Source organism: Candidatus Methylomirabilota bacterium (assembly GCA_036001065.1).
Lineage (GTDB): Bacteria > Methylomirabilota > Methylomirabilia > Rokubacteriales > CSP1-6 > MNEF01.
The window spans coordinates 1-18619 of record DASYUQ010000211.1 but is presented as its reverse complement, the minus strand read 5'-3'; the positions used below and the strand labels follow the sequence as shown (position 1 = coordinate 18619).

The 18619-nt window shown below is 69.2% G+C and carries 21 protein-coding genes; all 21 read left to right on the top strand.

The features are described from left to right. Positions 1–222 precede the first annotated feature (222 nt). Positions 223–990 (top strand): prepilin peptidase, encoded by a 768-nt coding sequence (locus tag VGV13_20475; protein HEV8643460.1) that lies wholly within the window; start codon positions 223–225, stop codon positions 988–990. After that, a complete protein-coding gene (locus VGV13_20470; protein ID HEV8643459.1) occupies positions 963–1436 on the top strand; it encodes a GspH/FimT family pseudopilin in 474 nt (157 codons plus the stop codon). The genes VGV13_20475 and VGV13_20470 overlap by 28 nt, the downstream gene beginning before the upstream one ends. A gap of 11 nt (positions 1437–1447) precedes the next feature. Further along, the gene (locus VGV13_20465; protein HEV8643458.1) at positions 1448–1987 is read left to right on the top strand and encodes a hypothetical protein; all 540 of its coding nucleotides are present in this window, start codon (positions 1448–1450) and stop codon (positions 1985–1987) included. A 10-nt stretch (positions 1988–1997) separates the two neighbouring features. Then, complete coding sequence (locus tag VGV13_20460; protein HEV8643457.1) at positions 1998–2549, top strand: prepilin-type N-terminal cleavage/methylation domain-containing protein; 552 nt, start codon at positions 1998–2000, stop codon at positions 2547–2549. Positions 2550–2562: 13 nt separating this feature from the next. Continuing rightward, positions 2563–3795, top strand: a complete 1233-nt coding sequence (locus VGV13_20455; protein HEV8643456.1) for a pilus assembly PilX N-terminal domain-containing protein — start codon at positions 2563–2565, stop codon at positions 3793–3795. A 4-nt stretch (positions 3796–3799) separates the two neighbouring features. Continuing rightward, positions 3800–4513, top strand: coding sequence for a tetratricopeptide repeat protein (locus VGV13_20450; protein ID HEV8643455.1), 714 nt, complete (start codon positions 3800–3802; stop codon positions 4511–4513). 200 nt (positions 4514–4713) lie between these two features. Next, entirely contained in the window at positions 4714–5772 is a 1059-nt protein-coding gene (gene pilM, locus VGV13_20445) for a type IV pilus assembly protein PilM (protein ID HEV8643454.1), read from the top strand. After that, entirely contained in the window at positions 5769–6329 is a 561-nt protein-coding gene (locus VGV13_20440; GenBank protein ID HEV8643453.1) for a PilN domain-containing protein, read from the top strand. Before pilM ends, VGV13_20440 begins: the two co-directional genes overlap by 4 nt. Before the next feature lie 2 nt (positions 6330–6331). Then, positions 6332–6955: a type 4a pilus biogenesis protein PilO gene (pilO, locus tag VGV13_20435; GenBank protein HEV8643452.1), complete on the top strand. Its 624-nt coding sequence runs from the start codon at positions 6332–6334 to the stop codon at positions 6953–6955. Next, positions 6955–7449, top strand: coding sequence for a hypothetical protein (locus VGV13_20430; protein HEV8643451.1), 495 nt, complete (start codon positions 6955–6957; stop codon positions 7447–7449). The genes pilO and VGV13_20430 overlap by 1 nt, the downstream gene beginning before the upstream one ends. Before the next feature lie 23 nt (positions 7450–7472). Then, the gene (locus tag VGV13_20425; GenBank protein ID HEV8643450.1) at positions 7473–9797 is read left to right on the top strand and encodes a secretin N-terminal domain-containing protein; all 2325 of its coding nucleotides are present in this window, start codon (positions 7473–7475) and stop codon (positions 9795–9797) included. 79 nt (positions 9798–9876) lie between these two features. Continuing rightward, positions 9877–11043 (top strand): chorismate synthase, encoded by a 1167-nt coding sequence (gene aroC, locus VGV13_20420; protein ID HEV8643449.1) that lies wholly within the window; start codon positions 9877–9879, stop codon positions 11041–11043. Positions 11044–11058: 15 nt separating this feature from the next. Next, positions 11059–12141, top strand: a complete 1083-nt coding sequence (gene aroB, locus VGV13_20415) for a 3-dehydroquinate synthase (protein ID HEV8643448.1) — start codon at positions 11059–11061, stop codon at positions 12139–12141. 44 nt (positions 12142–12185) lie between these two features. Continuing rightward, entirely contained in the window at positions 12186–12815 is a 630-nt protein-coding gene (locus tag VGV13_20410; GenBank protein ID HEV8643447.1) for a tetratricopeptide repeat protein, read from the top strand. A gap of 6 nt (positions 12816–12821) precedes the next feature. Continuing rightward, on the top strand, positions 12822–13391 hold the full coding sequence (gene efp, locus VGV13_20405) for an elongation factor P (protein HEV8643446.1): 570 nt from the start codon (positions 12822–12824) through the stop codon (positions 13389–13391). Then, entirely contained in the window at positions 13391–13870 is a 480-nt protein-coding gene (gene accB, locus VGV13_20400; protein ID HEV8643445.1) for an acetyl-CoA carboxylase biotin carboxyl carrier protein, read from the top strand. Before efp ends, accB begins: the two co-directional genes overlap by 1 nt. A 9-nt stretch (positions 13871–13879) precedes the next feature. Further along, entirely contained in the window at positions 13880–15157 is a 1278-nt protein-coding gene (locus VGV13_20395) for a tetratricopeptide repeat protein (protein ID HEV8643444.1), read from the top strand. 8 nt (positions 15158–15165) lie between these two features. Then, on the top strand, positions 15166–16503 hold the full coding sequence (gene accC / locus VGV13_20390) for an acetyl-CoA carboxylase biotin carboxylase subunit (GenBank protein HEV8643443.1): 1338 nt from the start codon (positions 15166–15168) through the stop codon (positions 16501–16503). Then, positions 16504–17151 carry a thiamine phosphate synthase gene (gene thiE / locus VGV13_20385; GenBank protein HEV8643442.1) on the top strand — a complete coding sequence of 216 codons (648 nt, stop codon included), beginning with the start codon at positions 16504–16506 and terminating at the stop codon, positions 17149–17151. 47 nt (positions 17152–17198) lie between these two features. Then, a complete protein-coding gene (locus VGV13_20380) occupies positions 17199–18398 on the top strand; it encodes a branched-chain amino acid ABC transporter substrate-binding protein (GenBank protein ID HEV8643441.1) in 1200 nt (399 codons plus the stop codon). A 74-nt stretch (positions 18399–18472) separates the two neighbouring features. Beyond that, positions 18473–18619, top strand: a 147-nt coding sequence (locus tag VGV13_20375; protein ID HEV8643440.1) for a branched-chain amino acid ABC transporter permease, incomplete at its 3' end; no start/stop codon positions are given.

Sequence of the window (18619 nt, the reverse complement as noted above, 5' to 3'; positions counted from 1 at the left end):
TCTATCAGGGGCAGGTTGCTGCACCGACGGGGTGGACCTACACCTACGCCCGGAACGGCGTGGGCATTTTCCAGCTCACCGGGTGCAACCCGACTGACATCCCCGGCTGCGCGGTCGGAGGTAACGCGCCGGCCATCCGCTTCCCATAGCCTAGGCATCAGTATTGACCACGGGAGGGGAAGCTCGGCTTCCCCTCCCGGTGTTTCTTCTTCAATCGAGCGCGTGGAGGTGGCCACGGTTCTCTCCGACCTCATCACACTGGCGGTGGGCGCCGTCGTGGGAAGCTTCCTGAACGTAATGATCGTCCGCCTGCCGAAGAGGCAAAGCCTCATCACGCCGCGTTCGCGCTGCCCCGCTTGCGGCAGCCCGATCCGGTGGTTCGACAACATTCCGATCGTGAGCTTCCTGTGGCTCCGGGCGCGCTGTCGGCATTGCTCGAGTCGAATCGCGTGGCGGTATCTCGCCATCGAAGTCCTGACGGCGGCGCTCTTCTGGTACTCGAGCTGGCGGATCGGGTGGCGCATCGAACTCCTCTCGGCGTGGCTCCTTCTCGCAGCGCTCATCGCGATTTCTGCCATCGATCTCGAGCATCAGATCATTCCCGACGCGATCACCCTCCCGGGCATTGTCGTCGGCTTCCTGTTCTCGTTCATCACCGCCTCGCCGCCGTGGCTCGACTCGCTGCTCGGCGTCCTCGTGGGCGGCGGCATCCCGTTCGTGGTGATCGTCGTGAGTCGTGGAGGCATGGGCGGCGGCGACATGAAGCTCGGCGCGATGCTAGGAGCCTTTCTCGGGTACAAACTGGCACTGGCGGCTATTTTCTCCGGGGTCGTCCTGGGAGGGCTCGTCGCGGGAATCCTTCTGGCAAAGGGACTTAGGGGACGCAAAGACCCTATCCCGTTTGGTCCATTCCTTGCTGGAGGAGGAGTAGTCGCTCTACTGTTCGGGGAGGGGCTCATTCGGTGGTATTTCGCAGCGTTTACCGGCTAAACCGAAGCGGCTTCACAGCGGTTGAGCTGCTGGTCGTCATCGCCATTGTCGGCGTGATGGTCCTGGTGTCGCTGCCGACCCTGATCGGCTACATGAGGGCCGCGACCGCAAAAGCAGCGGCCGAGGAGCTGGCTGCGGGAATCAACCGCGGCCGGCAGCTGGCCATCTCGCAGAACCAGCTCGTGTGCGTGCAGATCCTGGGCAATCAGTACCGATACCTCCTGGGCGGTTGCGCCGGCCCGATTTGGCTGGGCCCCGGCAGCGGCGCCGGCGGCTTCTTCACGCTCGCCAACAACATCACGCTGGCAACGAACACGAACCCGGTGTTCAGCAATCTCGGCGCGGCGCCGACCGCCGCCAACCTCACCGTCACCACGAACTATCCCAGCGGCAACATCACGCGGACCGTCGTCGTCGCCGCCTCGGGCCGCGTGCAGATTCAGTGAGAGAGGGGCGCGTGACCATGCGCAGACTCCGGCAGATGATGCAGGACACGAGCGGACTGACGGTGGCCGAGGTCATTGTCGCGATCGGGATCATCATGATCGGGCTCGTCTCCCTCATGGCCGTCGCGCCCCTGGCCACGAGCCAGGTGGGCGAGTCGAAGCTCAAGACGACGGCCGTGTTCCTCGCCCAGCAGCGGCTGGAGCGGGTGAAGAATGCCCAGTGGACCGCGGCTCCACTTGTCGATTCGCTCGGTGGGGCCGGATCCAACGGTGGAGCCGCAGTCGCCCAGTGGCCCGACGAGGGGTACAACACGATCACCTTCGTCAACAACGCCAACGCGGTCGTCGCCAGCTACCCGCAACACCGCCGTGTCGTGCGGATCACGAGCTGTGACGTGGCGCCGGGGTGCGGGATCCCGGTCGATCCCAACCTCGCCACCCTTCGTCAGGTCACCGTCACCGTATTTTTCCGGCCGATGACGGGCGTCGGCATGGTCGGCGCCGCCGAGGACAGCGTGCAGCTCACCACGCTGATCGCGCAGCGGCAATAGCGGGGGAGGCATGAGAACGATCTGGCGCTGTCACCGGGGATTCACGCTCGCCGAGCTGCTGGTCGCGCTCGCCATCCTGGCGCTCGTGCTCACCGGGATCGTCGGGATCCAGCAGGGCGCGCTGCAGGCCTACGTGACCGGGTCGAACAGGGTGGAGACCCAGCAGAATGCCCGGGTCGCGCTCGAGCGCATGGGACGCGACTTGCGCGAGGCGAAGGCCATCACCGCCGCCAACACGACGACCATCACGTATACCCCGCCGGACCCGCCGCTGCCCGCGGTGCCGCCCAGCCCTAATGTCACCTACGCCCTCAACGGGACGAATCTGCAGCGCACCGTCGCCGGTGGCGCGGCAGAGGTACTCGTCGGCGGGATGCAGAGTTTGACCTTTGTCTACCGGGACGGGGGCGAAGCCACGCTCGCGGTCCCCGTCGGCGTCCTGAGCAACATCCGGCGGATCGACATCACAGTGCAGACCCGGACCGAAGAGAACGCACCGGCCGGCGGCGTCGCCGATGTGAGGACGCATATCGCCAGCTCGGTGCGGCTGCGCAACCTCTAGAGGAGGCCGAATCATGCATCCACCAGCCGTGCTCATGACGCTCCGCGACCAGCGGGGAATGGCGCTCCCGCTGGCCATGATGATCCTGGTGCTGCTCACCTCGCTGGTCGCCGCCTTCGTCGCCATGAGCGCCACCGAGCCGCTGATCACCGCCAACCTCAAGGCGGGCGACGAGGCGCTGGGCCTCGCCGAGGCCGGTGTCGAGCGGACCATCTGGGGCCTCGATCATGTCGGCGCTCCCCCCGCCGGCGCGTCGAGGGACATCCCCGCGCCCGCGCCCTACAACGCCACTCAACTGATCGCGCTCGGGCGGGGCGGCTACACGATGAACGTCACCGCTCCTCCGCCCGGCGGCTGGGCGTGCGCGACCGCGCCATTCGGCTCCGAGGACCGGTGCGTCGTCTCCACCGGCTACGTCGTGCGCGCCAACGCCCCGGTCCCCGCCTCGCCGGGTGCCATTCCTCAAGGGGACCTGGCGGGGCGGCGCATGCTCCAGGTGGCCCTCACGAAGTTCAGGAACCTGGACCCCCCGGGCCCCCTGAACGCCTACGGAAGCGTCCAGATGAAGGGGAACTCCAACGTGGATGGCGCCGCGCCGCAGAACTGCCCCCCCGGAACCCTCAAGGCCGGCGTGACGGTCACCAACGGCAACACGATTACAACGCAGGGCGCGGCCCAGATCATCGGCTCGCCGGCCCAGCAGTCCCTCGATCCCTCGGAGTTCAACAAGTTTCTCTTCTCCTACAAGGAGTTGGACTTCCTCAAGCAGATGGCGCAGTCGGGCGGACCTAACATGCACTACATCAAGCCCACGTCGAGCGGCCAGCTGAGCCTGAACATGACCAACATGAACGGCCTGGTCTTCGTCGACACGGTGAACGGTATAGCCCTGCCCACTCCGCCGGCCGCGCCGAAGGCCACTGACCTGGCCAACGTGAAGATCACCGGGCTGAACAACCAGGGGTGGCTCGTCGTCATGGGAAGCCTCACCCTCGACGGTAACATCAACTACCAGGGACTCGTCTACACCCTGAACGACCTCTCGTACCGGGGCACCGGAGGCGGCGGCATTTACGGGGCGGTGATCTCTCAAAACATCGTCGATCCCGTCTCGAGCAACGTTGACACCGACACTCTCGGCAACGCCAACGTCACGTACGACTGCGCCGCCATCGCCACCGGCGGCGGGCTCATCCCGCAGGGCTATTACATCGCCCCCGGGTCCTGGCGCGAGGCGTCGAACTAGGGACATGTCGCTGCTCCGGGCCGCCTGGGCGCTCGGACTCGCGGCGCTCCTCGTCGGCTGTCAGCAGTCGGCGCCACCTCCACCCGCGGCGACCCCGGCGGTCGACGACATGGCGTCGGCGCGGGCGGCGATGGCCCGCAGCGACTACACAGCCGCGCTGCCCTTGCTCCAGAGCGCGCTGGCGGCGAACCCGAACAACTTCGAAGCTCGATACCGCCTCGGGGTGACCGCCAGCTATCTCGACCTCTTCGACGAGGCGAGGACTGCATTCCAGTGGGTGGTGGCGCACGGCGCGCCGAGCTCCAGCGAGGTCCGGGTCGCCCGCGATTGGCTCGCACACATCCCGCGGGCCGAGGCGCCGGCGGCGACGCCGGCGAAAGCCGAGGAAGAGCCACGGCCCGATCGCGCCAACGTCTCCGGGAAGGTCCTGGGCGAGGCGGAGGGCGGCGGCATGAGGCCCCTGGTTCGGCAGCAGATCTTGCTGAGAGGCGCCCCCAACACGCCGGTCAAGGACGAGTGGCACATCCTCCGTACCGAGCCGGACGGGAGCTACCGGTTCAGCAACGTGCCCCCCGGGGACTACATGATCACGGACAAGGTCGCCGGACCGCCGGGCTGGCGTCTCAAGGTCACCCTGAAGGCCGGCGACAAGGCCGTGCTCGACCTCAATCCGCAGAACAGTTCGAAAAGTCGGGACGATTTTCCGGGCTATCAATAGGCGCCACCCGCCAGCGGGGTCCCGAATGCGCCTTGCTGGTCGAGGTTGGCGCTGGCTGGCAGCGTGACAAGCGGACACGTAGGGGCCGGCGAGCCCTCAGGCCCCAGGTGTAGTAGCCAGGAAAAGTTGGGTCCAGGGCCCGCAAATACCTATACTAACTAAACAAATACTAGGAAAGGCTCGCGTAACGGGATAATGTCATGTTGAATTTGCCATTTCTGCGACGGCAGCGCGAGACGTTCGGCCTTGACATCGGCTCGAGCGCGATCAAGGTCGTCCAACTGCGCGAGGGCGGAGGCGGTCACCGTCTGGTCGCGCTCGGCATCGCGCCACTGCCGCCCGACGTGATCTCCGAGGGCACGATCAAAGAGCCCGCCGTCGTCACCGAGGCGATCAACGAGGCGGTCGGCAAGGCCGGCGTCAAGACCAAAGACGCGGCCATCGCGGTGTCGGGTCGTGAGCTCATCATCAAGAAAGTCCAGATCCCCGAGGTGCCGGCCAAGGAGCTGCACGACGCGGTGCAGCTGGAAGCCGAGCACCACATTCCGTTCGCCATCGACGAGGTCTTCCTCGACTATCACGTCGTCGGCAAGCACGACGGCACCATGGATCTGATTCTCGTGGCCGTGAAGAAGTCGAAGGTGACGGAGTACGTGGGGGTCGTCGAGGAGGCGGGGCTCAGTCCCGCCGTCGTCGACGTGGACGGCTTCGCGCTGGGCAACCAGTTCGAGCTCAACCACCCTGACGAGCACAGCGAAGCGGTGGCGCTGGTCGATATCGGTGCCGCGACGATGAAGACCAATGTGCTCCGGGCCGGTACCTCCATCTTCGCGCGGGACATCCCTTTCGGAGGCAACAACTACACGCAGGCGATCGCGCAGCATCTGCACATTGCCTTTGAGCAGGCCGAGGCGGCCAAGCTCGGCAAGGACGTGGGCATCGGCTGGGACGCGATCGTCCCGGCGCTCGAGTCCATCTCGCGTGAGCTGTCGCTCGAAGTCCAGCGTACCTTCGACTACTTCGCGTCCACCGCCGACTCCGAGCGGATCGGCAAGATCGTGCTGGCGGGCGGATGCGCCCAGCTGCCGGGCCTGGCCGACTACCTGTCGTCGACCTGGGGCATCCCCGTGGAGGTGGCTCGTCCGTTCCAGCGCGTCGAGGTCGGCGGCGCGTATTCCGAGACGGTCACCGCCGCCGGGCCGGCGCTGGCCGTGGCGGTCGGCCTCGGACTCCGGCAGGCCGGAGACAAGAGCTCATGATCAAGATCAATCTGGCGCCCCTCGACCGGCGCCACCGCCGCCGCTTCGACTTCCAGTTCGCGCTACCGAGCTTCAACCTCGGGGTGCTGTTCGCCGCCATCTACATCGGTGTCGTTGTCCTCATTGGCGGGTACTGGGGCTGGCGCTGGAGGACGGAAGTGCGGCTGGCGGCCGCCGTGGAGAACGACAAGAGGGAGCTGGCCTCGCTGAAGGCGACCATCGGCCAGGGCGCGAAGGTCAAAGAGCAGCTCGCCGACCTGCAGAACAGGATCAAGGCCATCCAGGAGCTGACCAAGAACCAGGGGCGGCCGATCAAGCTCCTCGATGCATTCCTGGACACGGTGCCGCCCGACCTCTGGATCACGAGTCTCCAGGAAAGCGGCTCATCGCTGAGGGTCTCGGGCACCGCCTTCTCGTCGACCGCGGTCGCCGACTTCATGGCGAACCTGCGCCGCTCGGGCAAGTTCAAAGACGTGGACATCATCGTCGCCAGACAGGATCTGGCCAAGAGCCCGCGCCCGGTGACCTTCGAGGTCACCTGCCGCTTCGAGATCTAGCCATGACGCTGCCGCCGCTCTTCGACCCGATCGTCAATGCCCCCAAGTGGCAGAAGATGGTGTTGGGCCTGGCCGGCGTCGTCGTCCTCGTCGCCGCCGCCTATTTCCTCCTGATCTCGCCGATCGAGGTGCGGATCAGCGCGCTCCGTGCCCAGCGCGAGTCGCTCCAGCGCGAGCTGATGGAAAGCCGGCGGATCGTCGCCGACATCGCGCGCTTCCGTCGCGAGATCGCCGAGCTCGAGAAGAACATCGAGGTCATCAAAGAAAAACTGCCCAACGAGAAGGAGATGCCGACCCTCTACCGCACGCTTTCCGACGCCGCCTATCAAGCGGGCCTCGGCGTGGCGCTCTTCCAGCCCCGGGAGCCCAAGGTGACCGAGTACTTCAACGAGATCCCCATCACTTTGAACGCTGAGGGTGGCTACCATCAATTGGGCGACTTCTATGAACGGGTCGCCGCCTTCCCGCGGGTCGTCAACGTCGTCGACTGGAGGCTCACCGGCCTGAGTAAGGGCCGGACCTCCATCAAGGCCGATCTTACCCTGGCCACGTATGTATACCGTCCCGTCGGGTCGCCCCCCGCGCCCAAGCCGCCGGGAGCGCGACCGGTGCCAGCGAGGCAGTGATGAGACACGCTCCACTCGTCGGCTCCGTCGGTCTCGCCCTCGTGCTCGCCGCCTGCGGGGGCTCCCCGGCGCCCCCGGTCCCGCCCACGGCCGCCGCGCCACAGCCGGCGCCCGCCGGATCACAACCGGCGCCCGCCGGGCCACAGCCGGCGGCCGCGGTCACGGCGAAGGACGCAGCTCCTGCGGTTCCGAGCCGGCCCGAGGCCCAGTACGACTCCAAGGGACGCCGCGATCCGTTCGAGCCGCCGGCCGCGCGCGCGGGGGCGGCCGGCACCAGCGTGGCGTCGGCCAAGCTCACGGGCATCGTGCAGAGCGCGGGCACCGTGCTGGCGCTGGTCGAGACGCCCGACGGCCTCGGCTACATCCTCAGACCGGGAGACGTGCTCGGGGACGGGCGCGTGATCGAGATCGGTCGCGACAACGTGGTGTTCAGTGTCGCCCCGAGATCCGGGTCGACTATCAGCCGCGTCGTCTTGCGGCTCGCGGGGGACTGATGACGCCGCAATGGTGTAAGCGGATGGTGCGGACGGCTCTGCTGCTGGCCTTTGCCGTCATCCCGTGCGCCGCCAAGGCTCAGAACGAGACGCCGCCCGTGGCATCGGCGACGCGGCTCAGCGACGTGACGGTCACCGAGCAGCAGAATGCGACCGTCGTGCACATCAAGACCTCCGGCGCCGCGACGTACCGCGCCGAGCTCATCGAGTCGCCGCACCGGCTGGTCGTCGATCTCGAGGATACCGTGTACGATTGGCGCCGGAAGCCGCTGATGGTCGGCACGGAATCGGTGAAGCAGGTCCGCGGCAGCCAGTACCGAAAGGCCACTGCGCGCGTCGTCGTCGAGTTCACCCACAAGGTCGGTTACGCGATCCGCGAGGACGCGGACGGCCTGGCCATCATCGTCCCCACGGTGCCCCCGAGCGCCCGGCGGGAGAGCGCCGGGCCGGGGCCCGTGGCCACCGAGCCACAACCGCCCACGGTCGCGCCGAAGGCCATGGCCGCCGTCGTCCCGACGCCGGCCTTCGAGTCGGCGCTGGCGCCCGCAGGCACGGTCACCGCGCCGGGAGGGACGCCGGCGCCGCCCCCGACGGCCATGCCCGCTCGCCCGGCAGCCCCCGCGCGGGCGACGCGTGAGGAGCGCGCTCCCGTGCGGATCGCCCAGGCGCCAACGCAGCCCGCCCCGCCGGCGGCGCGCGCGGGCGGTCAGCGACTGATCTCGCTGGAGTTCAAGGACGCCGATGTCGTGAACCTGCTGCGCATCCTGGCCGCGGAAGCGGGCCGCAACCTCGTGATCGGCGACGACGTCAAGGGCAAGATGTCGATCTCGCTGCGCAACGTTCCCTGGGACCTGGCGCTCGAGATCATCCTCGATGCGCGCGCCCTCGAGAAGGTCGAGAAAGACGGCGTCATGCGCATCGTGACCAGGGAGCAGCTCACCAAGGATCGCGAGTCGAAGGCGCGTGTCGAGGAGGCTCGGATCAAGGGCGAGGCCGAGGCCCGGGCCAAGCTCGCCGAGGCCCAGGTCAAGGAAGCCGAGGCCATCCAGAAGAAGCTCGCCGCCGAAGCCGCGAGGATGGAGCAGGAGGCGCGGGGGCCGCTCCGTGAGGAGACGATCCGCCTCTCGTACGCCGATCCCGAGGAGGTCGCCAAGACCCTCCAGGGCATCCTGGGGATCTCCGCGGAAGGCCAGAAGGTCGAGGGCCTAGGGATCTATGGAGGGCCGCCGATCGCGGAACCGCCCTTCTCGCAGCTCTTCGGCCCGCCCGGCGGGCCGCCGCCGCCCCCCAGAGCCCCGATCTCCGTCTCTCAGGAGGTCCTGGCCAAGGGCCTGACCATCCGGGCCCACAAGCCGACCAACACCCTGTTCCTGCGGCTCTACGCGGCGGACCTGGAGCGGGTGAAGAGGCTCATCCGCGAGTCGCTCGACATCCCGCTGCCGCAGGTGAAGATCGAGGCGCGGATGGAGATCCTCGACCGGAGCGCGCTCGAGGAGATCGGCGTCCAGTGGGGTGGGGCGACGGCCCAGCCGGCCGGCACGCAGACGATCGTCGGCAGGGGCTTCACTACTTTAACTGATCTAGCCACGGGCGGCATCCCGGTCGTCGGACTGGGGGTCCCCCCCAATCCGAACTTGACGTTGTCCGGGGCGCTTCCCGTCAGTTCGGTGACCGGACTTCCGCTCGGGGGCAACCTCGTGAACCTGCCGCTCGGCTCGCTGCCCAACACCACCGGCGCGCCCACGGCCGGCCTCGCCTTCGGCATCGTCGGGACCCGCTACAACATCAACCTGGCGCTGCAGGCACTGTCGGAGCAGAGAAAGACGCGTACGCTGGCCCGTCCGGAAGTCGTCACGGTCGAGAACAGCAAGGCCACCATGTCCCTCGGCGAGGAGATCCCCTACGCCACGGTCAGCTCGGCGGGGACCCAGATCCAGTTCAAGGAGGCGCTGCTGAAGCTCGAGGTCACGCCGACGGTGATCCGCGAGGGCGACGTGACCAAGATCAAGATCATCGTCATCGTCGAGAACAATTCGCGCGGCGCTACCGTGAACCTCGGCAGCTCCGGCACCCCTCCCGCGATCAACCGGCGCAAGGCCGAGACCCAGGTGATCCTCAGAGAGGGCGAACGGCTCATCATCGGTGGCGTCACCAACGCGACCAACGACACCACCCTCCGGAAGGTGCCGCTCTTCGGCGACATCCCGCTGCTCGGCTGGCTCTTCAAGCAGCGGGAAATCTTCGAGAGCGGCCGGGAGCTGGTCGTCTTCCTCACGCCGACCGTGCTGCGGACGATCGACCGCACGGCGGCCGCGGGGCCGGCGCCCCCGGCGCCGGCCCCGAAGTAGCTGCCCGGGGCCCGGGGCGGCGGCGCCCGCCCGGCCCTCATCCGAGGCCCCGCGTGATACCCTGAGCGGCATGCCAGAGATCTTCCGTTTCCTCACCGCGGGTGAGTCGCACGGCCAGGCGCTGACGGCTGTCATCGACGGCGTGCCGGCGGGCCTGGCCCTCGGCGAGGCCGACATCAACGTCGATCTCGCCCGGCGTCAGCGGGGCTACGGGCGCGGCGGGCGCATGAAGATCGAGCGGGACCAGGTGCACATCGTCTCGGGTGTCCGCTGGGGGTTCACCCTCGGCAGCCCCATCACGCTCCAGATCGCGAACCGGGACTGGGAAAACTGGCAGGCCACGATGTCGGTGGCGCCCCCCGAGCCCGGCGCGCCCCAGAAGGAAGTGACGCGGCCGCGGCCCGGCCACGCCGATCTGGCCGGCGCGATGAAGTACGGCCACCACGACATCCGGAACGTGCTGGAGCGCTCGAGCGCCCGCGAGACGACGGCGCGCGTGGCCGTGGCCGGGGTGGCCAAGCGCCTGCTCGCCGAGTTCGGCATCACGATCCTCAGCCACGTCACCGAGATCGGCGGCGTGCGCATCCCCGAGACCCTGGACCTGCCGTGGGCGGAGGTGCAGCGCCGGGCCGAGGCGTCCGAGGTGCGCTGCGCGGACCCCGAGACGGAGGCGGCCATCATCACCGCCATCGACGACGCCAAGGCCAAGGGCGACACCCTGGGGGGCGTCTTCGAGGTCGTCGCCCTCGGCTGTCCGGTGGGACTCGGCTCCTACGCGCAGTGGGACCGGCGGCTCGACGGGCGGCTCGCCCAGGCCTTCTGCTCGATCCAGGCGATCAAGGGCTGCGAGCTGGGCCTCGGCTTCGAGGCGGCGCGCCGGCCCGGCTCGGCCGTGCACGACGAGATTCTCTTCGACCCGGCCGGCGGATTCCGCCGCTCCTCCAACAACGCCGGAGGCCTGGAAGGCGGCGTCACCAACGGCCAGCCGGTCATCGTGCACGCCGCCATGAAGCCGCTCTCCACGCTGCGGACGCCGCTGAGGTCGGTCGACTTGGCGACGAAGGAAGCGGTGGAGGCGGTGGTGGAGCGGAGCGACGTGTGCGCGGTCCCGGCCGCCGGGATCGTCGGCGAGGCGATGATGGCGATCGTGCTCGCCAACGCGTTCCTCGAGAAGTTCGGCGGCGACAGCCGGGAGGAGATCCGCCGCAACTACGCCGCTTACCAGGAAGGGCTCAAGAGCTGGTAGCGCAGGAATGACTCGATGGTGATCCCGGTCCGGCTGGGCGCCCATTCCTACGCCATCGTCGTGGAGCGGGGCGCGCTGGGCACCCTCGGCGCGCGCCTCAGGGAGCTGGGGGTGGGCTTGCGGGCGGCCCTGGTCAGCGCCCCCGCCATCATGCGGCTCTACGGCAAGACCGTCGTGGAGAGCCTGGACGAGGCCGGCTTCAGCTCGGCCACGGTCGAGGTGCCCGACGGCGAGGCGGCCAAGACGCTCGCGGTGGCGGAGCGCGCCTGGAACGCCCTGCTGGAGGCGGGGCTCGATCGCACCTCGACCGTGCTGGCGCTGGGGGGCGGGGCGGTAGGCGACCTCGCGGGCTTCGTCGCGGCCACCTACATGCGCGGGGTCAACCTGGTGCAGATCCCGACCACGATCCTGGCTCAGGTCGACGCGTCCATCGGGGGCAAGACGGCGATCAATCACCCGCAGGCCAAGAACCTCGTCGGCGCCTTCCACCAGCCGCGGTTGGTGCTCGTCGATCCGGCCACCGCCTCGACCCTGCCCGAGCGCGAGTTCCGGTCCGGGCTCGCCGAGATCGTCAAGCACGGCATCGTCTTGGACGCGCAGTACTTCGCCGAGGTCGAGGCTCGCGCGGCATCGCTGCTGGCCCGCCACCTGGAGACGCTCGAGCGCATCGTCGGGGGCTCCTGCCGCCTCAAGGCCGGGATCGTGGAGCGTGACGAGCGGGAGACCGAGCTGCGCCAGGTCCTCAACTACGGTCACACCATCGGCCACGCCCTCGAAGCCGCCACGGGCTACGCGCGCTGGACCCACGGCGAGGCGGTCGCCCTCGGCATCGTCGCCGAGGCCCGGCTGGCTGCGCGGCTCGGCCTGGCGGCGCCCCCGACCGTCGAGCGGCAGGAGCGCCTGCTGGCCGCCCTCGGCCTGCCCATCGGGGCGGAAGGCATCGACGTGGAGGCGGTCCTGACCGCCATCGGGCACGACAAGAAGGCGCGCGACGGCCGCGTGCCCTTCGTCCTGGCGCCCGAGATCGGGCGCTTCCGGGTCGTCTACGACGTCGCCGTCAAGGATGTCCGGGCCGCGCTGGCCAGCCTCGAGGCCTGACCGGATTGACAACGCAAAGTGCGGCTCCGTATAACAGACTCACCATGCCGGTGGACGACGCCGCGACTGCCAATGCGATCCGCCGGCAGGAGGAGCGTCTGCAGCGAGATCCGGCGTCGCTGGCCTTCGCGCAGCTCGCCGACCTGTATCGCAAGGCCGGGCGGACCCCGGAGGCGATCACGCTCTGCCGCGACGGCCTCGCGCGGTACCCGCACTACACGACGGCCCGGCTGATCCTCGCCAAGGCCCTGATGGCCGACGGCGAGCTGGACGAGGCCCTGGCCGAGCTCTCGACGATTCTCGAAGTGAGCCCGCGAGACCTCCAGTGTCACCGGCTGGCCGCGGACATTCACCGTCAGCGCGGGCGCATCGAGGCCGCCGTCGAGCATCTGGAGACCGCCGTCCGGCTCGACCCGGGCGACCGCGAGTCGCGGGCCCTGCTGGGGGTGCTGCGCGCCAGCGCCGCGCCCGGCGCGGATACCAGCGGGCTCGGCCGCGTGCTGAACGACGACACGTTCGTCACGGTGACGTTCGGCGCGCTCTGCCTCGACCAGGGGCTCGTCGAGGAGGCCGCCCAGGTGTTCAGCCGCATCCTCCGCAAGGATCCCGAAAACCTCGAGGCGCGCCAGCGTCTCGAGCAGGCGCTGCGGGCGCGCCTCCGACGGAAGGGCTAGGGCGCCATGCAGGTTTCGACCGCCGAGTTCAGAAAGGGGCTGCGGATCGTCTTCGACGGCGAGCCCTACGCCATCGTCGACTTCCAGCACGTCAAGCCGGGTAAGGGGGGGGCGTTCGTCCGCACCAAGCTCAAGCACATGAAGCGGGGAACGGTGATCGACAACACGTTCCGTTCCGGCGAGAAAGTCGAGCTGGTGGACTTCGACGAAAAGCGCATGCAGTTCCTCTACCGCGACGAGCGGTACCACTTCATGGACACGGAGACGTACGAGCAGGTGTCGCTCTCCGCCGACGAGGTGGGCGACGCCCGCGAGTACCTCAAGGAGAACATGGAGGTGGAGGTGCTCTTCATCGACGGCGCCCCGGCCACCATCGAGCTGCCGAACTTCGTCGAGCTGACCATCACGAAGACCGAGCCGGGCGTGCGCGGCGACACCGCGCAAGGGGGTAGCAAGCCCGCCACGCTGCAGACGGGGGCGGTCATCCAGGTGCCCCTGTTCCTCAACGAGGGCGACGTGGTGAAGGTCGACACGCGCACCGGCGACTACCTCGGCCGCGTCGCGACGGCCCCCTGATGGCCAAGCGCGACAAGCCGAGCCGGGACCACCGCGCGGTTACCGAGCTGGCCCGCCACCTCGGTGCGCTCCTGTCGGAGCTCGACCTCACCGAGATCGAGGCGAGCATCGGCGGGGTACGCGTCCGCCTGCAGCGCGCCAGCGCGCCGGTGCCGGCGCCGGTCGCCGTCCAGCCCCTCGTCGCGGCCGCCGCTGCCGTCCAGCCGTCGCCGGTGGCCGAGGTGGCGCCGACGTCGATGATCACCATCGAGGCCCCGATGGTCGGTACCTTCTACGGGGCCTCGTCGCCGACCGCGGAGCCCTTCGTCCGCGAGGGCGACGTGGTCAAGGAAGGCCAGGTCCTCTGCATCATCGAGGCGATGAAGCTGATGAACGAGATCGAGTCGAGAGCGAGCGGCCGGATCGCCAAGACCCTGGTGGAAAACGGCCAACCCGTGGAGTACGGCCAGCCGCTCTTCCTCATCGAGCCCGGGGGCTGAGTCGCCAACGTGCGACGCTCCGCGCGCGCGTTCGGGCTCGAGGTCGCCGTTGTGGTGGCGGTCGCCGCGCTCCTTCTCAACTGGTGGTACGGGGCGAGGCGCACGCCTCCGAGCGCCGAGACGTCCGGCCCGGGCGTCGCCGTCGTCACCTCGAGCGCGCTCGCGCTCCGGCAAGACGCGATTCAGCTCTACGCGGCCGGGCAGTTTCCCCCGGCCTGCGAGCGCTTCAGCCGCGCCGCCGAGCACGACCCCGCCAGCGCCGCCTGGCGCCAGGACGTCGCCCGCTGCTTCGAAGGCTGGGGCTGGCAGACGCTCCGGGACGGGCGTCCGGCCGAGGCGGCGCTGCTGTTCCGGCAGGGTCTCAAGGCGGCCCCGGATGATCCGGGGCTGCTGAGAGGGCTCGGCATCGCGGCGATCCACGACGGGCGACCCCCGGACGCGCTCGATCCGCTCGAGCGGGTGGCCAGCGCCGACGCGGACCCCGAGGTCCGCCTGCTCCTGGCACGGCTCTACGACCAGCGCGACGAGCCCGAGCGCGCCGTCGGGCACCTGCAGGCGGTGCTGGAGCGCGAGCCCGAGCACCCCGCGGCCCGGCGGCTGCTGGAGAAGGTGGTACGCGAGCGCCACGTCGAGGCGGGCTTCCGACGTCACACGACGGCGCACTTTATGTTGAAGTCCCGCGGACGCGACGGTGAGGCGATGCGCGCCGTGCTGGGGGCGCTGGAGCGGGCGTACGAACGGGTCGGCGACCGGCTCGGCTACCGTCCCGCCGAACGCCTCACCGTCGTGCTCTACGAGAACACACAGTTCCGCAGCGTGACGCGCGTTCACGGCTGGGTCACGGGCCTCTTCGACGGCAAGATCCGGCTGCCGCTGGGGGCCACGCTGCCGCCCCAGGCCGCGCTCGAGCGCCTCGTGGCCCACGAGTACGCCCACGCCGCCATCCACGAACTGTCCCGCGGCCGCGCGCCGCGCTGGCTGCACGAGGGGCTGGCCCAGGCGCTGGAGGGCGCCCAGGCCGACCCGCAGCTCCGGGTCCCGGGGGCCCTGACCCTGGCCGGCCTGGAGGCGCTGGTCACCGACCCCGACGCCGTCCGCGCCCGCGCGGGCTACGATATCGCGCTGTGGGTGACGCAGGACCTCGAACAGCGCGGCGGCATGTCGGCCCTGCGGGCGCTGCTCGAGCGCCTCGGCGCCGGCGACCCGCTGGGGGGCGCGATGGCGCGCGTCTACGGGGTGCCGCTCGCCGAGCTGGAGTCGCAGTGGCGCAACCTCCTCGGGAGCTGATCCGGGGCATGTTTCACAAGATCCTGATCGCCAACCGCGGCGAGATCGCGCTGAGGATCATCCGCACCTGCCGCGAGATGGGCGTCCGCACGGTCGTCGCGCACTCCACGGCGGACGCCCAGTCGCTGCCGGTGCGGCTGGCCGACGAGTCCATCTGCATCGGCCCCAACGACGCCCGCGGCAGCTACCTGAACATCCCCTCCATCATCTCGGCGGCGGCCGTCACCGACAGCGAGGCCATCCACCCCGGGTACGGGTTCCTGGCCGAGAACCCGGCGTTCGCCGACATCTGCCGCGCGTGCGGCATCACCTTCATCGGCCCCGGGGCCGAAGCGATCCGGCTCATGGGCGACAAGGCCCAGGCCCGCCAGATCGCCAAGCAGGCGGGCGTGCCGGTGGTGCCGGGGAGTGAGCGCCCCCTCCAGGGCCCGGACGAGGCGCTGGAGGTCGCCGACCGCATCGGCTATCCCGTGATCTTCAAAGCGACGGCGGGCGGGGGCGGGCGCGGCATGCGGATCGTGCGCGACCGCGACACGGCCGCCCAGGCGTTCGCCGCCTGCCAGTCGGAGGCGGCGGCGGCGTTCGGCTCTTCCGAGATCTACTGCGAGAAGTACCTCGAGGAGGCCCGGCACGTTGAGGTCCAGATCCTCGGCGACCAGCACGGCATCCGCCTGCACCTGGGGGAGCGCGACTGCACCGTGCAGCGGCGCCACCAGAAGCTCATCGAGGAATCGCCGGCGCCGCGGCTCAGCGAAAAGACCCGGGCGGGGCTCCACCGCGCGGCGCTGCTGGCCGCGGGGGCGGTGAACTACGTCAACGCCGGCACCGTCGAGTTCCTGGTGGATACCGACGGGCAGTTCTACTTCATCGAGATGAACACCCGCATCCAGGTCGAGCACCCGGTGACGGAGATGATCACGGGGATCGACCTCGTGCGCGAGCAGATCCGGATCGCCGCCGGCGAGCCCCTGGGCTACCGCCAGGAGGCGGTGCGCTTCGACGGCCACGCGATCGAGTGCCGGATCAACGCCGAGGATCCCGACACCTTCGCCCCCAGCGCCGGCCGGATCACGGCGTGGGTGCCGCCCGGCGGGTTCGGCGTCCGGGTGGACAGCCACCTGATGGTGCCGTACACCGTCCCGCCCTTCTACGACTCCCTCATCGCCAAGGTCGTCGCGCACGCACGGGACCGGGCCGAGGCGATCGAGCGCCTGCGCCGCGCGCTCGTCGAGACCACGGTGGAGGGCGTGAAGACGTCGATCCCCTTCCAGCTCAAGGTGCTCTCCGATCCGGCGTTCCTGGAGGGTCGCTTCACCAGCGCCGACGGCCGCCGCTACCACCCCTAGATGGATCCCAGCCTCTACGTCATCCTCGACCGCGCCGCCGCCCGCGGGCGGGACCTGACCGATCTCCTCGAGTCAACGATCGCCGGGGGCTGCCGCATGGTACAGCTCCGCGAAAAGGAGTGGCCGTCCGGCCGCCTGTGGCCGCTGGCCGAGCGTCTGCGCGCCCGCTGTCGCGCCGCCGGCGTCACCTTCATCGTCAACGACCGGGTGGACCTGGCGCTCGCCCTCGATGCCGACGGCGTGCACCTGGGTCAGGACGACCTGCCGCCGCGGGTGGCCCGCCCGCTGCTGCGCCGCGGGATGATCCTGGGGCTGTCCACGCACAGCCTGCCCGAGGCCCGGGCCGCCCAGGCCGCCGGCGCCGACTACGTCGCGGTAGGCTCCATGTTCCCCACCGGCACCAAACCGAACTCCCAGCTGGTGGGGCCGGAGCTCATCCGGAAACTCCGCGGCGAGATGCGCGTTCCCTTGATAGGGATCGGAGGCATCACCCCTGACACGGTCGCCGACGTCATCGGGGCCGGCGCCGACGGCGTGGCCGTGATCTCGGCCGTGTGCGCCGCCGACGATCCGGCCAGTGCCACGCGGCGGTTTCTGGCCGCCATCGCCTCGGCGCGCGGCTTGACCCCCGAAGGACGCCCGCTATAATGGCGGCGCGCAAACCAGAGCCCGCCTCACGCAGGAGGGGATAACCGATGAGTCTTCATCTGCTTCGTTCCGTCCTCGCTCCGTCCGTCGCCCTGGTCTTGGCGCTCGTCCCGGCCTCCTCGTCCGTCGACGCCCAGGGCAAGGGCACCATCAAGATCGCCACCCAGAGCCCGCTGTCGGGCGGCCAGGCGGCCCTTGGTGAAGGCATCAAGCTCGGCGCCCAGCTCGCCATCGAGAAGTTCAAGGGCAATCTCGAGAAGGCGGGCTTCAAGGTCGAGCTCGTACCGTTCGACGACCAGGCCAAGCCTGACGTCGGCGTGGCCAACAGCAAGAACATCATCGCCGACAAGGACATCCTGGCGGTGATCGGCCATCTGAACTCCGGCGTCGCGATTCCGTCGTCGGAGGTCTACAAGGAAGTCAACCTCGCCATGATCTCGCCCGCCAACACGAACCCGACCGTCACCGACCGCGGCTACGCCAACGTCAACCGCGTGTGCGGGCGGGACGACGTGCAGGGCGTGGTGGGCTCGGAGTTCGCGGCCGGCACCGTGAAGGCCAAGAGCGTCTACATCGTGCACGACAAGACCACCTACGGGCAGGGCGTGGCCGAGTTCTTCCGCGACGACGCCAAGAAGAAGGGCCTCAACGTGGCCGGGTTCGACGGCACCGAGGAGAAGTCGAACTTCGACGCGATCCTCACGCCGATCAAGGCCAAGAACCCGAGTCTCATCTACTTCGGTGGCATCTACGACCAGGGCGCGCCGTTCTTCAAGCAGGCCAGCGAGAAGGGCATCAAGGCCAAGTTCATGGGCCCCGACGGCATGGACTCCTCCGACCTCACCAAGATCGCCGGCAAGGCCGTCGTCGGCATGTACTACACGTCGGCGGCGGGTCCGGCCTCGGCGCTGGCCGGCGCCAAGGGCTTCGTGGACGACTTCAAGAAGAAGTTCAGCAAGAACCCGGAGCCGTACGCGGCCGAGGCCTACGACGCGACGGCGATCGCGCTGAAGGGCATCGAGGCCGCGGCCAAGGGGGGCAAGGTCCCCAGCCGCGAGGACGTCTCGACGGCGATCCGCAGCGTGAAGCACAAGGGCATCACCGGCGAGATCGCGTTCGACGGCAAGGGCGACCGCCAGAAGGCGCTCTACTTCGTGCTCCAGGTCGTCAGCGACAACCCCGAGAAGTGGGGCGACAACAAGATCGTCAAGCAGCTCACGATCGCGCCGCCCGCGGTCAAGAAGTAACGCGGTCATCCGCGGGAGGGGCGCTCGTCTTCGGGCGCCCCTCCCACTGCTCTCCGGCTTCCCGTTGACTGCCGATGGACTTTGACCTCCTGATCGGCATCTTCCCGCAGGTCCTCCTGGACGGCATCACTCTGGGCTTCATGTACGCCCTTATCGCGCTCGGCTACACGATGGTGTACGGCGTGCTCGAGTTCATCAACTTCGCCCACTCCGAGATCTTC

Bases quoted from the DNA above. Each gene is read 5' to 3' on its own strand.
- pilO (HEV8643452.1), top strand. From the start codon at position 6,332: ATGACGCTGCCGCCGCTCTTCGACCCGATCGTCAATGCCCCCAAGTGG.
- accC (HEV8643443.1), top strand. From the start codon at position 15,166: ATGTTTCACAAGATCCTGATCGCCAACCGCGGCGAGATCGCGCTGAGG.
- pilM (HEV8643454.1), top strand. From the start codon at position 4,714: ATGTTGAATTTGCCATTTCTGCGACGGCAGCGCGAGACGTTCGGCCTT.
- VGV13_20430 (HEV8643451.1), top strand. From the start codon at position 6,955: ATGAGACACGCTCCACTCGTCGGCTCCGTCGGTCTCGCCCTCGTGCTC.
- VGV13_20410 (HEV8643447.1), top strand. From the start codon at position 12,186: ATGCCGGTGGACGACGCCGCGACTGCCAATGCGATCCGCCGGCAGGAG.
- VGV13_20455 (HEV8643456.1), top strand. From the start codon at position 2,563: ATGCATCCACCAGCCGTGCTCATGACGCTCCGCGACCAGCGGGGAATG.
- VGV13_20450 (HEV8643455.1), top strand. From the start codon at position 3,800: ATGTCGCTGCTCCGGGCCGCCTGGGCGCTCGGACTCGCGGCGCTCCTC.
- aroB (HEV8643448.1), top strand. From the start codon at position 11,059: ATGGTGATCCCGGTCCGGCTGGGCGCCCATTCCTACGCCATCGTCGTG.
- VGV13_20380 (HEV8643441.1), top strand. From the start codon at position 17,199: ATGAGTCTTCATCTGCTTCGTTCCGTCCTCGCTCCGTCCGTCGCCCTG.
- VGV13_20460 (HEV8643457.1), top strand. From the start codon at position 1,998: ATGAGAACGATCTGGCGCTGTCACCGGGGATTCACGCTCGCCGAGCTG.
- VGV13_20425 (HEV8643450.1), top strand. From the start codon at position 7,473: ATGGTGCGGACGGCTCTGCTGCTGGCCTTTGCCGTCATCCCGTGCGCC.
- efp (HEV8643446.1), top strand. From the start codon at position 12,822: ATGCAGGTTTCGACCGCCGAGTTCAGAAAGGGGCTGCGGATCGTCTTC.
- accB (HEV8643445.1), top strand. From the start codon at position 13,391: ATGGCCAAGCGCGACAAGCCGAGCCGGGACCACCGCGCGGTTACCGAG.
- VGV13_20440 (HEV8643453.1), top strand. From the start codon at position 5,769: ATGATCAAGATCAATCTGGCGCCCCTCGACCGGCGCCACCGCCGCCGC.
- thiE (HEV8643442.1), top strand. From the start codon at position 16,504: ATGGATCCCAGCCTCTACGTCATCCTCGACCGCGCCGCCGCCCGCGGG.